Source organism: Micromonospora sp. NBC_01412, assembly GCF_045040215.1.
Taxonomy (GTDB): domain Bacteria; phylum Actinomycetota; class Actinomycetes; order Mycobacteriales; family Micromonosporaceae; genus Micromonospora; species Micromonospora rubida.
This window is the reverse complement of record NZ_CP109528.1, coordinates 2,160,476-2,174,106: the sequence shown is the minus strand read 5'-3', so window position 1 is coordinate 2,174,106 and position 13,631 is coordinate 2,160,476. Positions and strand designations below refer to the sequence as shown.

The following is a 13,631-nucleotide window of genomic DNA, read 5'->3' as shown; positions in this document are numbered from 1 at the left end:
CGACCACGTGCCGCCCGCCCCCGTCCGCCCGGTCACCCCGCGTCGGGGCTGACGGGGGGGCGCCGTCACGCAGCGTCGACGACCAGGCCGGCTCCGGCGGGGTCGGCCCGGGCCGATGGGTACGATGGCACCGACGCGCCGTCACCCGGCGTGCGCCGGATGTCCGCGCGCGCCGCCTCGCTGAAGCCCGCCCGACCAGCTCAGGAGAGCAATCGTGGACAATTCGCCCAGCACTGATCTTCCGGCCGGCGCCGACCGCGGCGAGCTGGGCGGCCACCTGCCGGAGCTGCCCGCCGGCTCGGCCCGCGTGGTCCCGCTCGGCCTCACCTTCGACGACGTGCTGCTTCAGCCCGGCGAGTCGGACGTGGTGCCCAGCCGGGTCAACACCCGCACCCGGCTGACCCGCAACGTCGAGCTGGCCGTCCCGCTGCTGTCCAGCGCGATGGACACGGTCACCGAGGCGCGGATGGCGATCGCGATGGCCCGCCAGGGCGGCATCGGCGTGCTGCACCGCAACCTCTCCCTGGAGGACCAGGCGCTCCAGGTCGACCTGGTCAAGCGCTCCGAGTCCGGCATGATCACCAACCCGGTGACGGCCAGCCCGCAGGACACCCTGCGCGACGTGGACGCGCTCTGCGGCCGGTACCGGATCTCCGGGGTGCCCGTGGTCGACGGCGACGGCCAGCTCGTCGGCATCGTCACCAACCGGGACATGCGCTTCGTCACCGAGCCGGCCACCCCGGTCCACGAGATCATGACCCGGACGCCGCTGGTCACCGCGCCCGTCGGGGTGCGCAAGGACGAGGCGCTGGCGCTGCTGCGCCAGCACAAGGTCGAGAAGCTGCCGATCGTCGACGACTCGGGCCGGCTGCGCGGGCTGATCACCGTCAAGGACTTCACCAAGAGCGAGCAGTACCCGAACGCCACCAAGGACGACGCCGGCCGGCTCCGGGTGGCCGCCGCCGTCGGCGTGGGCGAGGACGCCTACAAGCGGGCCCGCGCCCTGGTCGACGCGGGCGTGGACGTGCTGATCGTGGACACCGCGCACGGTCACCAGCGGGCGGTGCTGGACATGGTGCGCCAGCTCAAGAAGGACGTCAGGATCGACATCGTCGGCGGCAACGTGGCCACGTACGCCGGGGCGAAGGCCCTGGTCGACGCCGGCGCCGACGGCGTGAAGGTCGGGGTGGGCCCGGGCGCGATCTGCACCACCCGGATCGTCGCCGGGGTCGGCGTCCCGCAGATCACCGCGATCATGGAGGCGTCCCGGGCGGCTCGCCCGGCCGGCGTCCCGGTGATCGGCGACGGTGGCATCCAGTACTCCGGGGACATCGCCAAGGCACTGGTGGCCGGCGCCGACACGGTGATGCTCGGCAGCCTGCTGGCCGGCTGCGAGGAGAGCCCTGGCGAGCTGATCTTCATCAACGGCAAGCAGTACAAGGCGTACCGGGGGATGGGCTCGCTCGGCGCGATGCAGTCCCGGGGCCAGGCCAAGTCCTACAGCAAGGACCGCTACTTCCAGCAGGACGTGCTCGCCGAGGACAAGCTGGTCCCGGAGGGCGTGGAGGGCCAGGTGCCCTACCGGGGCCTGCTCTCCGCCGTCGCCCACCAGCTCATCGGCGGGCTGCGCGCCGCGATGGGGTACGTCGGCGCGGAGAGCATCCCCGAGCTGCACCGGCGCGGCCAGCTCATCCGGATCACCGCGGCCGGGCTCAAGGAGAGCCACCCGCACGACATCCAGATGACCGCCGAGGCGCCGAACTACCACTCCCGCTGACCACCACCCCCCGAGACACCTGGAGCCCCCATGCGTGACGTGGTCGAGATCGGCCTGGGCAAGACCGCGCAGCGCGGTTACCACCTGGACGACATCGCCATCGTGCCGAGCCGCCGCACCCGGGACGTCGACGACGTCTCCACCGCCTGGCAGCTCGACGCGTACCAGTTCGGCATCCCGTGCGTGGGGCACCCCTCGGACGCGACGATGAGCCCGCAGTCGGCCGTGCGGCTCGGCCAGCTCGGCGGGCTCGGCGTGCTCAACGTCGAGGGCCTGTGGACCCGGTACGAGAACCCGACCAAGATCCTTGAGGAGCTGGCCGCGCTGGGCGAGGACGCCCGCGCCACCAAGCGGCTCCAGGAGGTGTACGCCGAGCCGATCCGCCCGGACCTGATCGCCGAGCGGGTCCGCGAGCTGCGGGCCGGCGGCGGCACCGTGGCGGTCCGGGTCTCCCCGCAGCACACCCTGGCGCTGGCCCCGGTGATCCTCGACGCGGGCGTGGACATCCTGGTCATCCAGGGCACCCTCGTGTCGGCCGAGCATGTCTCCACCACCGACGAGCCGCTGAACCTCAAGGAGTTCATCGCCGACCTCGACCTCCCGGTCATCGTCGGCGGCTGCACCGACTACAAGACCGCGCTGCACCTGATGCGTACCGGCGCGGCCGGGGTGATCGTCGGCATCGGCGGCGACGAGTGGTCGACCACCGAGTCGGTGCTCGGCATCCGGGTGCCGATGGCCACCGCGATCGCCGACGCCGCCGCGGCCCGGCGCGACTACCTGGACGAGACCGGCGGCCGGTACGTGCACCTGATCGCCGACGGGGACATCCAGACCTCCGGCGACATCGCCAAGGCGCTGGGCTGCGGCGCGGACGCGGTGATGCTCGGCGAGCCGCTGTCGCTGTGCGAGGAGGCCCCGGCCGGCGGCGCGTGGTGGCACTCGGCGGCCAGCCACCCGTCGCTGCCGCGCGGGGCGTTCGAGGTGGCCGGCGAGCCGCTCGGCTCGATGGAGCAGCTCCTGTCCGGCCCGGCCGACGAGCCGGACGGCCAGCTCAACCTGTTCGGCGGCCTACGCCGCGCGATGGCCAAGTGCGGCTACCGCGACCTCAAGGAATTCCAAAAGGTAGGCCTCGTCCTAGACCGCTAACCCACCCCCCACCCGCCCCCGCACCCGCCCGCATTTTCACGGAAAGAGTGGTCATTCCGGCCGGGATGGCCACTCTTTCCGTGAAAGAGGGCGGGGTGGTGGGGTGGGGTGTTGTTTGTTGGTTATGGGGCGGGGTGGGGGGTGGCTCGTTAGGGTTTCTGTGGAGTAGGGCGAGGTGAGGGATGCTCCGAGGAGGGCGGCTGTCGGTTTGGGGAGGGCCCTGGCCGGGGGTCCACACCGGGGGGTCGGGTCGGGGGCTGTTGGTCGGCTGCCTCGTCGTGGTCGCCCTCGCCGCCTGCACCGGGGCGCCGCCGGACCCCGACCGCCCCCGCCCCGGCCCGGTCGACGTCGGCGACCCGTACGTCCCGGGCCACGGCAACGGCGGCTACGACGTGGCCGCGTACCGGCTGCGGGTCCGCTACGACCCCGCCGACGACCGGCTCACCGGCCACGCCACGGTCACCGCCACGGCGACCGCCGCCCTGTCCCGGTTCAACCTGGACCTCGCCGGCCTGACCGTGTCCACGGTCCGCGTCGACGGGACGCCCGCCCGGCACGCCCGGGACGGGCGCGAGCTGGTGGTCACCCCGGCGCACGGCTTGGCGAGGGGCGCCCGGTTCGCCGTCGACGTGGAGTACGCCGGGGTGCCCGCGCCGGTCGAGAGCGAGCTGGGCGTCGGCGGCTTCCTGGCGACCCCGGACGGCGCGGTGGCCCTCGGCCAGCCTGACTCGGCGGCCACCTGGTTCCCGGTCAACGACCACCCGTCCGACAAGGCCACCTACGACGTCGAGGTGACCGTGCCGGACGGGGTCGCCGCGCTGAGCAACGGGGTGCCCGCGGGGCGTGGCAGCAGCGGCGGCTGGACCACCTGGCACTGGGCCGAGCGGGCGCCGATGGCCAGTTACCTGTGCACGTTGGTGATCGGCGACTACCGGGTGACCACGGGCACCCACGCCGGCAGGCCGATGGTCACCGCCGTCGCGGCGGGCCTGCCGGCGGACGGACCGGCCGCCGCCTCGATCGCCCGCACCGGGGAGATCGCCGACTTCCTGGCCGACCGCTTCGGGCCGTACCCGTTCGACTCGTACGGCGGGGTCGCGCTCGCCGACGGGCGGATCTCGTACGCGCTGGAGACCCAGTCCCGCCCGGTCTACGGGCCGGGGTTCTTCCGCGCCGGTGGCCCGAACACCGAGGTGGTCGCCCACGAGCTGGCCCACCAGTGGTTCGGCGACAGCGTCTCGCTGGACCGGTGGGGCGACATCTGGCTCAACGAGGGCTTCGCGACGTACGGGGAGTGGCTCTGGACGGAGCACGGCGGCGGCCGGACCGCGCAGCGCGCCTTCGAGCTGCGTCACGCCGCGACCGACTGGTCGCGGCCGTCGGTGGACCCGGGCCGGGCGGACATGTTCGGCACCGCCGTCTACCAGCGTGGCGCGCTCGTGGTGCACGCGCTGCGGCGCACCGTCGGCGACGAGGTGTTCTTCCGGATCCTGCGCACCTGGACCGCCGAGCGGCGCGGCGGCAACGCCACCACCGCGGACTTCGTCGCCCTCGCCGAGCGGGTCTCCGGCCGGCGGCTCGGCGCGTTCTTCGATGCCTGGCTCGTCGGCGGCACCGCTCCCGCCCTGCCCTGATCCCGCCCGGCTCTGATCCCACCCGGCGTGACCGCACCGTTGCCGGCGCTCGGTAGGCTGCCGCGGGCGGAGCGGCCGGCCAGGGTCGGGCGGTCCGGGGGACCTCCGCCGGGAGGGACGACGTGATGACGCTGAGCCTGCGGGGCCTGCGCCCCGGCACCGGGCTGCTGCTGGCCGTTGCGCTCGGGCTGGCCGCCTGCTCCTCGGCCGCCTGCTCCTCGACGCCGACCGAGCCGTCCGCGCCGGAGGCCGCCACGTCGCCGACCTCGGCCCGGCAGTTCAGGCCCGGCGCGGCCGGGGCGGGCGACGACTACTTCCCCCGGTACGGCAACGCCGGGTACGACGTGACCCGGTACACCGTTCGGGTGCGTTACGACCCGGCGAAGGACCGGCTGACCGGCACCACGGTCGTGCAGGCCACGGCCATCGCCGACCTGTCCTCGTTCAACCTGGACCTGGCCGGGCTGACCGTGCGGAAGGTGACCGTGGACGGCGTCCCCGCCCGGCACGCCCGCACCGGCGACGAACTGGTGGTGACCCCCGCCGCCGGGCTGACCTCCGGCAACGGCTTCACCGCCGAGATCGGCTACGACGGCGAGCCGAAGCTGCTGCGCAACGAGGCCCTCGGCGAGGGCGGGTTCCGGGCCACCTCCGACGGCGCGGTGGCCCTCGGCCAGCCCGAGTCGGCGAGCAACTGGTACCCGGTCAACGACCACCCCTCCGACAAGGCCGCGTACGACTTCGAGATCACCGTGCCGGAGGGGCTGACCGCGGTCAGCAACGGGGTGCCGCTGGGGAAGACCACCCGGGCCGGCTGGACCACCTGGAAGTGGGCCGAGCGCTCGCCCATGGCCAGCTACCTGAGCACCCTGGCGATCGGCGAGTTCCGGGTGACCCGCGCCGAGCACAAGGGCCGGCCGGTGTTCAGCGCGGTCACCACGAAGCTGCCGGAGGGCGCCGCGGACGCGTCGATCGCCCGCACCGTCGAGGTGGCCGACTACCTGGAGGGCGTCTTCGGGCCGTACCCGTTCGGCGCGTACGGCGGGGTGGTCGTCTCCGAGCCGGGCATCGGGTACGCGCTGGAGACGCAGAGCCGGCCGGTCTACTCGGCCAACTTCTTCCGCCAGGGCGAGAACACCGGGGTGGTCGCGCACGAGCTGGCCCACCAGTGGTTCGGCAACAGCGTGGCGCTGGCGAGGTGGCAGGACATCTGGCTCAACGAGGGGCTCGCCACGTACGCGGAGTGGCTGTGGGCGGAGCACCGCGGCGGGCGGACGGCGCGGCAGTCGTTCGACGCGGCGTACCTCGGCGCGTCTGGTCAGGTCTGGCGGATCCCGCCGGGGAAGCCGGGAGCGACGAACCTGTTCAGCGAGTCGGTGTACCAGCGCGGGGCGATGACCGTGCACGCGCTGCGCGCCGCCGTCGGCGACCGGGCGTTCTTCGAGCTGCTGAAGACCTGGGCGGCGGACAAGCGCGACAGCAACGCCACCACCGCGGAGTTCGTGGCCCTCGCCGAGCAGGTCTCCGGCAAGCAGCTCGACGCGCTCTTCGACGCGTGGCTCTACGGCACCGAGCGGCCGGCGAAGCCGGGGGCGACCCGCTGACCCGTCCCGTCCGCGCGGCGGCCCGGTGGACCGGCCGCCCCGGAGTCGGTCACTTCTTCACCACCAGCTCGGGGTGGGCGGCCAGGTACTGCTCGGCCCGGCCCTCGTCCAGCGCGGTGAGGAACTCCCGGCCGACCGGCTTGAGCTGCTCGCCGCGGTAGGCGCTGCCCTTGCCGACCCCCTCGCCGGGCAGGCCGACCAGGACGAGCCGGTCGGCGGGCAGCCCGCCGAGGGCGTACGCGAGGTCGACGATCCTCGGCCCGCCCGCGTAGATCAGGGTGTCGCCGAGCGCGCCGACCACCTGCTCGACCCGGTCCGGCTGCCGGGACAGGCCCTCGTTCTGGATCTTCGTCACCAGCGCCCGGACGAGCTGCTGCTGGTGGCGCTGCCGGGCGTAGTCCCCGCCGTCCAGGCCGTAGCGCTGCCGGGCGTAGTCCAGCGCCTGCCAGCCGTTCAGGTGCCGCTCACCCTTCTCGTACACCATCTGCGGGCCGACGTAGCCGCCGCCGCCCGGCGCGGGGTCGCGGTGCCGGCCGTTGGGCTGCCGGTGCAGCGAGACGGTGCGCTGGTCGATGTAGACGTCGATGCCGCCGACGGCGTTCACCAGCTTCTCGAAGCCCTGGAAGGTGACCACCGCCCCGGCGTCGAAGCGCAGCCCGGTGTACCCGCTGACGGTGCTGCGCAGCAGCTCGTACCCCTGGGCGGCGCTCGGCTCCTTCGGCTTGCCGGGCACCCGGCTGCCGTAGCTCATCGCGTGGGTGAGCTTGGTCTTCCCGCCCTTGTACCCGGCCTTCGGAAAGGCGGGGATGTCGACCAGCAGGTCGCGGGGGAGCGAGAAGACGTACGCCCGGTCCAGTTCCTTCGTCACGTGCGCCACCAGCACGGCGTCGCCATGCGGCTCCCAGCCGGGCACGCTGACCCGGGTGTCCACGCCGACCATGAGCAGGTTCAGCGGCCCGGTCACGTCTTGCCCCGGCGGCGGGGTGGGGCTCGGCGCGGCCTCCGACGGCGTGGGCGCGGCGGCGACCCGCCCCGCCCCGCGCTCGGGCTGCCGGTCGGCGACCAGCCGGACGGCCACCGTCGCGCCACCCGCCACCAGGACCAGTGCCGCGAGGACCGCCAGCCCCAGCCGCCATCGCCGGCGTCCGGTTCCCGCCTGTCCGGCCATGTCACACCCCCGTTCGTACAACGCTCCGACCGAGTCGCCGGGTTGCGGCCGCTGAGCGACGGATCGCCGGCGGCGGGGTGCATGATGCCGCGAAAACGGGCCCTGGCGCGATAGCTACCCGTCGGTAATGATGCCTCCATGCGGTACGACGTGCTCGTCATCGGGTCCGGCTTCGGCGGCAGCGTCACCGCGCTCCGGCTGGCCGAGAAGGGTTACTCGGTCGGCGTGCTGGAGGCCGGGCGGCGCTTCGCCGACGACGAGTTCCCGGAGACCTCGTGGCGGCTGCGCCGGTTCCTCTGGGCCCCGCGCCTCGGCTGCTACGGCCTGCAACGGATCACCCTGCTCCGGTCCGCCGGTCGTGGGGCCGGCGGCGGGGTGCTGGTGCTGTCCGGGGCCGGGGTGGGCGGCGGCTCGCTGGTCTACGCGAACACCCTCTACGAGCCGCTCGACGCGTTCTACGCCGACCCGCAGTGGCGGGACGTCACCGACTGGCGTGCCGAGCTGGCCCGCCACTACGACCAGGCGAAGCGGATGCTCGGGGTCACCACCTACCCGGTGCAGACCCGGGCGGACCGGGCGATGCGGGCGGTGGCCGACCGGATGGGCGTCGGCCACACCTACCACCCCACCCCCGTCGGGGTGCACATCGGCCGGCCGGGGGAGCGGGTCGCCGACCCGTACTTCGGCGGGGCCGGCCCGGAGCGCACCGGCTGCACGCACTGCGGGGCGTGCATGACCGGCTGCCGGCACGGGGCGAAGAACACCCTGGTCAAGAACTACCTGTGGCTGGCCGAACGGCTCGGCGCGCGGGTGCATCCGCTGACCACGGTCACCGCCGTCCGCCCGGCCGACGGCGGTGGCTACCGGGTGGAGACCGTCCGCACCGGGGCCTGGCTGCGCCGGCGCCGCCAGGTGTTCCACGCCGACCAGGTGGTCCTCGCCGCCGGGTCGCTCGGCACCCAGCGGCTGCTGCACGAGATGAAGGCCACCGGGGCGTTGCCCGCCCTGTCGCCGCGCCTCGGCGAGCTGACCCGGACGAACTCCGAGGCGATCCTCGGCGCGTCGGTGCCGCCCGCGCGGGCCCGCGCCGAGGGGCTGGACTTCACCGAGGGGGTGGCGATCACCAGCTCGTTCCACCCCGACCCGCAGACCCACATCGAGCCGGTCCGCTACGGGCGCGGCTCGAACGCGATGGGGCTGCTCCAGTCGCTGCTGGTCGACGGCGGCCCGCACCGGGTCCGTCGCTGGGTGGCCACCCTGCTGCGGCAGCCCGGGACCGCAGCCCGGATGCTCACCGTTCGCAACTGGTCGGAGCGGACCGTCATCGCGCTGGTCATGCAGTCCGCCGACAACTCACTGACCACCCGCTGGCGGCGGGGCCTGTTCGGCCGGCGGCTGGCCGCCGTCGCGGGACACGGCGAGCCCAGCCCGACCTGGATCCCGGCCGGCAACGCCGCCGCCCGGCTGCTCGCCGAGGAGATCGGCGGCACGCCCGGCGGGGCGCTCACCGAGCCGTTCAACATCCCGATGACCGCGCACATCCTCGGCGGGGCGGTGATCGGCGTCACCCCGGCCGACGGGGTGATCGACCCGTACCACCGGGTGCACGGCCATCCCGGGCTGCACGTGGTGGACGGCGCGGCCGTTTCGGCGAACCTCGGGGTGAACCCCTCGCTGACCATCACGGCCCAGGCGGAACGGGCGATGTCCCTCTGGCCCAACAAGGGCGAGGCCGACCCGCGCCCGCCGCTGGGGGAGCCGTACCTGCGTCTCGACCCGGTGCCGCCGGCCCACCCGGCCGTCCCGGCGGACGCCCCCGGCGCCCTGCGGGCGTGATCGGCGGGGCGCATTCCTGGAGGCGGTCCCCGCCGTCCGCCGCCCGGGCGTGGTACGCCACGCGGGAAAGGCCGGCCGCTGCGCGGGGCGGGTGTGACTGTCGGTAGGCTTCCTGCACATGAGCACGCCTCGTCCCGTCCTTGTGGTGGACTTCGGAGCCCAGTACGCCCAGCTCATCGCGCGCCGGGTGCGTGAGGCGCGGGTCTATTCCGAGATCGTGCCGCACTCGATGCCGGTGGCCGAGATGCTGGCGAAGAACCCGGCCGCGATCATCCTGTCCGGCGGCCCGGCCAGCGTCTACGCCCCCGACGCCCCGCAGATCGACGCCGGGATGTTCAACGCCGGAGTCCCGGTGTTCGGCATCTGCTACGGCTTCCAGGCGATGGCCCAGGCGCTCGGCGGCACCGTGGCGCGCACCGGCAACCGGGAGTACGGCGGCACCCCGCTGCGCCCCCGCCTCCTCGAACCCGGTGTGCTGCTCCGCGACCTGCCGGCCGACCTGCCGGTCTGGATGAGCCACGGCGACTGCGTCACTGAGGCCCCGGCCGGCTTCACGGTCACCGCCGAGTCGGCGGGCGCCCCGGTCGCCGCGTTCGAGGACCTCACCGGCCGCCGGGCCGGGGTGCAGTTCCACCCGGAGGTCGGGCACACCGCGCACGGCCAGGAGATGCTCACCCGGTTCCTGTACGACATCGCCGGCATCGAGCCCACCTGGACCCCCGCGAACATCATCGACGAGCAGGTCGCCCGGATCCGCGCGCAGGTGGGCGACAAGGAGGTCATCTGCGCCCTGTCCGGCGGGGTGGACTCGGCGGTCGCCGCGGCGTTGGTGCACAAGGCCGTCGGTGACCAGCTCACCTGCGTCTTCGTCGACCATGGCCTGTTGCGGGCCGGCGAGGCCGAGCAGGTGGAGAAGGACTACGTCGCCGCCACCGGCATCAGGCTCAAGGTGGTCGACGCGCAGGAGAGGTTCCTCGGCGCGCTGGCCGGGGTGACCGACCCGGAGCAGAAGCGGAAGATCATCGGCCGGGAGTTCATCCGGGTCTTCGAGGCCGCCGCCCGGGAGATCGCCTCGCACGGCGACGTCGAGTTCCTGGTCCAGGGCACCCTCTACCCGGACGTGGTGGAGTCCGGCGGCGGCACCGGCACCGCCAACATCAAGAGCCACCACAACGTCGGCGGCCTCCCGGAGGACCTGAAGTTCGCCCTGGTCGAGCCGCTGCGCACGCTGTTCAAGGACGAGGTCCGGGCGCTCGGCCTGGAGCTGGGCCTGCCCGAGGCGATGGTCTGGCGGCACCCGTTCCCGGGTCCCGGCCTGGCCATCCGGATCATCGGCGCGGTCGACCGGGAGCGGCTCGACCTGCTGCGCGAGGCCGACCTGATCGCCCGCGAGGAGCTGACCGCCGCCGGCCTGGACCGGGGCGTCTGGCAGTTCCCGGTGGTGCTGCTGGCCGACGTGCGCAGCGTCGGCGTGCAGGGTGACGGGCGCAGCTACGGGCATCCCGTGGTGCTGCGCCCGGTCTCCAGCGAGGACGCGATGACCGCCGACTGGTCCCGGCTGCCCTACGAGGTGGTCGCCAGGATCTCCACCCGGATCACCAACGAGGTGGCCGAGGTGAACCGGGTGGTCCTGGACGTCACCAGCAAGCCGCCGGGCACCATCGAGTGGGAGTGACGCCGGCTTAGCCGGCCGCCGGGGGCACCGGCCCGTCCGGTGCCCCGCCCGCCCCAGTCGAGGTCGTCGGGGCCGACGGCCAGGTCGGCTGCGGGCCGTACCCCGGGGCGGGCGACGTGCCGGGCGTCGCGGGGCCCGCCGGGTGCGGCCAGGCCGCGGCGTCGGCCGGCTCCTCCGGCATCAGGAACCACATGATCGGGTACGTCAGCGCGGCGAGCCCGGCGGTGAGCACGGTCGCGACGGCGAACGCCACCCGGACGAGGGTGGGGTCGACGGCGAAGTAGCGGCCGAGGCCGCTGGCCACCCCGGCCACCATCCGGTCGGTGACGGGGCGGCGGAGCTGCTTGTACGGGGCCTGGTGCGGCGGCGTCGAGGTCATGCCCCCACGGTCCGCGCCGGGCGGCGCGGCGACCTCGGTGACGGCCCGGATCGTTACCCTGACCGGCCCCTGATGATCCAGTCATCAGTCAGGAATCTGACTCTTTTCGATGCGGGTAACGCCGGCCGAGGAGAATCTCCCCCCGTGACCACCATGCTGGAGCCGCTCCGCAGGATCGCGGCATACGCAGTTTGTGCTGATTCAGTCGGCCGAGTGTTGCTGGTCCGCGCATCGGAGCGCTCCGGCACCCCCGGAACGTGGTCGCTCCCCGGCGGGGCGGTCGACCACGGGGAGGACCCGAACCACACCGTCGTCCGGGAGACCGCCGCCGAGACCGGGCTCTCGGTGGCCGTCGCCGGGCTGGACGACGTGCTCGCGGACATGCGGGCACTGTCCGAGCGGGGCATCACCATCCACACCGACCGGCTGATCTACCAGGTCTCGGTGCGGGGCGGCACGCTGGCCGACCGGGTCGACCGGCCCACCGACCTGGCCCGCTGGTTCACCCTCGCCGAGGCCCGCGAGCTGCCGCTGCGCGCGTTCACCGCGCGCGCCCTCGGCCTGCCCTCCTCCTCGGCCGACGTGGTGCCCGACGAGCCGCCGGAGTTCCCCTCCTTCTACGCGGTCCCGGGCCCGGACGGGCTGCACCGGGCCCAGCGCTTCGCCGCGTACGCGGTGGCGACCGACCCCGAGGGCCGGGTGCTGCTCACCCGGGTCTCCGACGGGTACCCGGGCGCCGGCTGCTGGCACCTGCCCGGCGGCGGCACCGACTACGGCGAGCAGCCGGGCGCGGCGCTGATCCGGGAACTGGTCGAGGAGACCGGCCAGCGGGGTCGCCTCGTCGAGCTGCTCGGCGTGGCCAGCCACCGTGACGCCGCCTCGCTCGGCCCCGAGGGCTACCCGATCGACTGGCACGGCGTGCGCGCCTTCTACCGGGTGATGGTCGACCAGCCCGCCCCGCCCACCGTGACCGACGTCGGCGGCTCCACCTGCGAGGCCCGCTGGTTCGCCCGCGAGGAGCTCGGCGCACTGCCCACCGATCGGCTCACCGAGGTCACGGCCGAGGCAGTCCAGGCCGCCCGGCTCACCTGACCGCCCCGTCCCCTCCCCCGGGCCGCCCCCGCGTGGGCCCGGTCGCTCGTCGGGTTGTCGCCGCGACACACCGTGGCGGCAGGCGATAGCTTCATGATCGGCCGGGTACGCGATCCGGGCGGACGGGGAGGGACGCATGGAGCAGCGACGGCGGGTCGGGGTGTACGGGATCTGTCGGGACCCGGACGGGCGGGTGCTGCTCGTGCGGGGGTCCGACCGGGCCGACTTCCCGGGGGTGTGGCAGCTTCCCGGGGGTGGCCTGGAGCACGGGGAACACCCCGAGGCCGGCGTGCTGCGGGAGTTCGCCGAGGAGTCCGGCCTCTCCGTCGAGGTGACCGGCCTGCTCGCCGCCGTTGCGGACGTCACACCGCTGCCCGGGGCGGGCGTCACACTGCATACCGACCGGATCGTCTTCGCCGTGCGTCCGGGCGGGGGTGCGCTCCGGGACGAGGCCGACGGCACCACCGACCTGGTGCGCTGGTCGAGCCCCGAGGAGGCGGCCGGGCTGCCGCTGATGCCGTTCACCGCCGAGGCGCTCGGCCTGCCGGTCACCCCGCTGCGGCGGGCCGCGCCCGGCACCGCGCCGCTCCCGCCGCCGGCGGCCGACCGGCACCAGCGCTTCGCGGCGTACGGCCTGGTCACCGACCCGGCCGGTCGGGTGCTGCTCACCATGATCGCGGACGGTTACCCGGGTGCCGGGTGGTGGCACCTGCCCGGCGGCGGCACCGACCACGGCGAGCAGCCGGCCGGCGGGCTGCTCCGCGAACTGGTCGAGGAGGCCGGTCAGCTCGGCCGGGTGGTGGAGCTGCTGATGGTGCACAACCTGCACAATCCCGCCGCGTTGGGGCCGGAGGGCCGGCCGCTGGACTGGCACGGGGTGCGGGTGGTCTACCGGGTGCTGGTCGACGAGCCGACCGAGGCGCGGGTCACCGAGCTGGCCGGGGGGTCGACGTCCGCCGCGGCCTGGTTCCCGCCCGACCGGCTCGAAGGGCTGCGCATGACCGAGGTGGCGGCCCTGGCAACCGGACATCGAGTCGCATAGCGCCCGCCCGGCGGGCCGCCATCGACCGGCTCCGGTAGTCTGTGTGGCGGGGTTGATGTAAGGAACGGGCGATGAAGCCCGAGACAGGAATAACGAGGCGGTTCGCGTGGTTTGACCGAGATGACAAGGGTCGCCGGCAGCTATCGCCAAGTCCTACTCCCCTGTGCAATGGTGTACTCCGCTTGAAGGCTGCCGGGCCAGCGGTCCGGCACGAGACAGCCGGACGCCCGCCCCCGTGGTGGCCAGCCGATCCGGTGATGGAGGAAACGTGCCGA

10 protein-coding genes are annotated in these 13,631 nt (G+C 74.1%); 8 read left to right on the top strand and 2 right to left on the bottom strand.

What is annotated here, in order from left to right; genetic code table 11:
• Window positions 1-214: 214 nt before the first annotated feature.
• The 4 genes from guaB to OG617_RS09655 all read left to right on the top strand — a co-directional run bounded on the left by guaB (window position 215) and on the right by OG617_RS09655 (window position 6,164).
• Window positions 215-1,777, top strand: a complete 1,563-nt coding sequence (gene guaB, locus OG617_RS09670) for an IMP dehydrogenase (RefSeq protein WP_405100594.1) — start codon at window positions 215-217, stop codon at window positions 1,775-1,777.
• A 30-nt stretch (window positions 1,778-1,807) separates the two neighbouring features.
• A complete protein-coding gene (locus tag OG617_RS09665) occupies window positions 1,808-2,926 on the top strand; it encodes a GuaB3 family IMP dehydrogenase-related protein (RefSeq protein ID WP_405100592.1) in 1,119 nt (372 codons plus the stop codon).
• A gap of 278 nt (window positions 2,927-3,204) precedes the next feature.
• The gene (locus tag OG617_RS09660) at window positions 3,205-4,560 is read left to right on the top strand and encodes a M1 family metallopeptidase (protein WP_405100590.1); all 1,356 of its coding nucleotides are present in this window, start codon (window positions 3,205-3,207) and stop codon (window positions 4,558-4,560) included.
• A 125-nt stretch (window positions 4,561-4,685) separates the two neighbouring features.
• Complete coding sequence (locus tag OG617_RS09655) at window positions 4,686-6,164, top strand: M1 family metallopeptidase (RefSeq protein WP_405100588.1); 1,479 nt, start codon at window positions 4,686-4,688, stop codon at window positions 6,162-6,164.
• A 49-nt stretch (window positions 6,165-6,213) separates the two neighbouring features.
• On the opposite strand, the gene OG617_RS09650 is transcribed toward OG617_RS09655, so the two are convergent.
• Entirely contained in the window at window positions 6,214-7,332 is a 1,119-nt protein-coding gene (locus OG617_RS09650; protein ID WP_405100586.1) for an LCP family protein, read from the bottom strand.
• Between the two features lie 138 nt (window positions 7,333-7,470).
• On the opposite strand from OG617_RS09650, the gene OG617_RS09645 reads away from it, so the two are divergent.
• Both OG617_RS09645 and guaA read left to right on the top strand, forming a co-directional pair.
• Entirely contained in the window at window positions 7,471-9,168 is a 1,698-nt protein-coding gene (locus tag OG617_RS09645; RefSeq protein ID WP_405100584.1) for an FAD-dependent oxidoreductase, read from the top strand.
• Between the two features lie 118 nt (window positions 9,169-9,286).
• On the top strand, window positions 9,287-10,843 hold the full coding sequence (gene guaA, locus OG617_RS09640; RefSeq protein ID WP_405100582.1) for a glutamine-hydrolyzing GMP synthase: 1,557 nt from the start codon (window positions 9,287-9,289) through the stop codon (window positions 10,841-10,843).
• A 7-nt stretch (window positions 10,844-10,850) separates the two neighbouring features.
• Here guaA and OG617_RS09635 read toward each other — a convergent pair whose 3' ends face one another.
• A complete protein-coding gene (locus tag OG617_RS09635) occupies window positions 10,851-11,222 on the bottom strand; it encodes a PspC domain-containing protein (protein ID WP_405100580.1) in 372 nt (123 codons plus the stop codon).
• A 144-nt stretch (window positions 11,223-11,366) separates the two neighbouring features.
• Here OG617_RS09635 and OG617_RS09630 point away from each other — a divergent pair, with 144 nt between their 5' ends.
• Together OG617_RS09630 and OG617_RS09625 are read left to right on the top strand one after the other, a co-directional pair.
• On the top strand, window positions 11,367-12,314 hold the full coding sequence (locus OG617_RS09630; RefSeq protein WP_405100578.1) for an NUDIX domain-containing protein: 948 nt from the start codon (window positions 11,367-11,369) through the stop codon (window positions 12,312-12,314).
• A 136-nt stretch (window positions 12,315-12,450) separates the two neighbouring features.
• Window positions 12,451-13,356 (top strand): NUDIX hydrolase, encoded by a 906-nt coding sequence (locus OG617_RS09625; protein ID WP_405100576.1) that lies wholly within the window; start codon window positions 12,451-12,453, stop codon window positions 13,354-13,356.
• Window positions 13,357-13,631 lie beyond the last annotated feature (275 nt).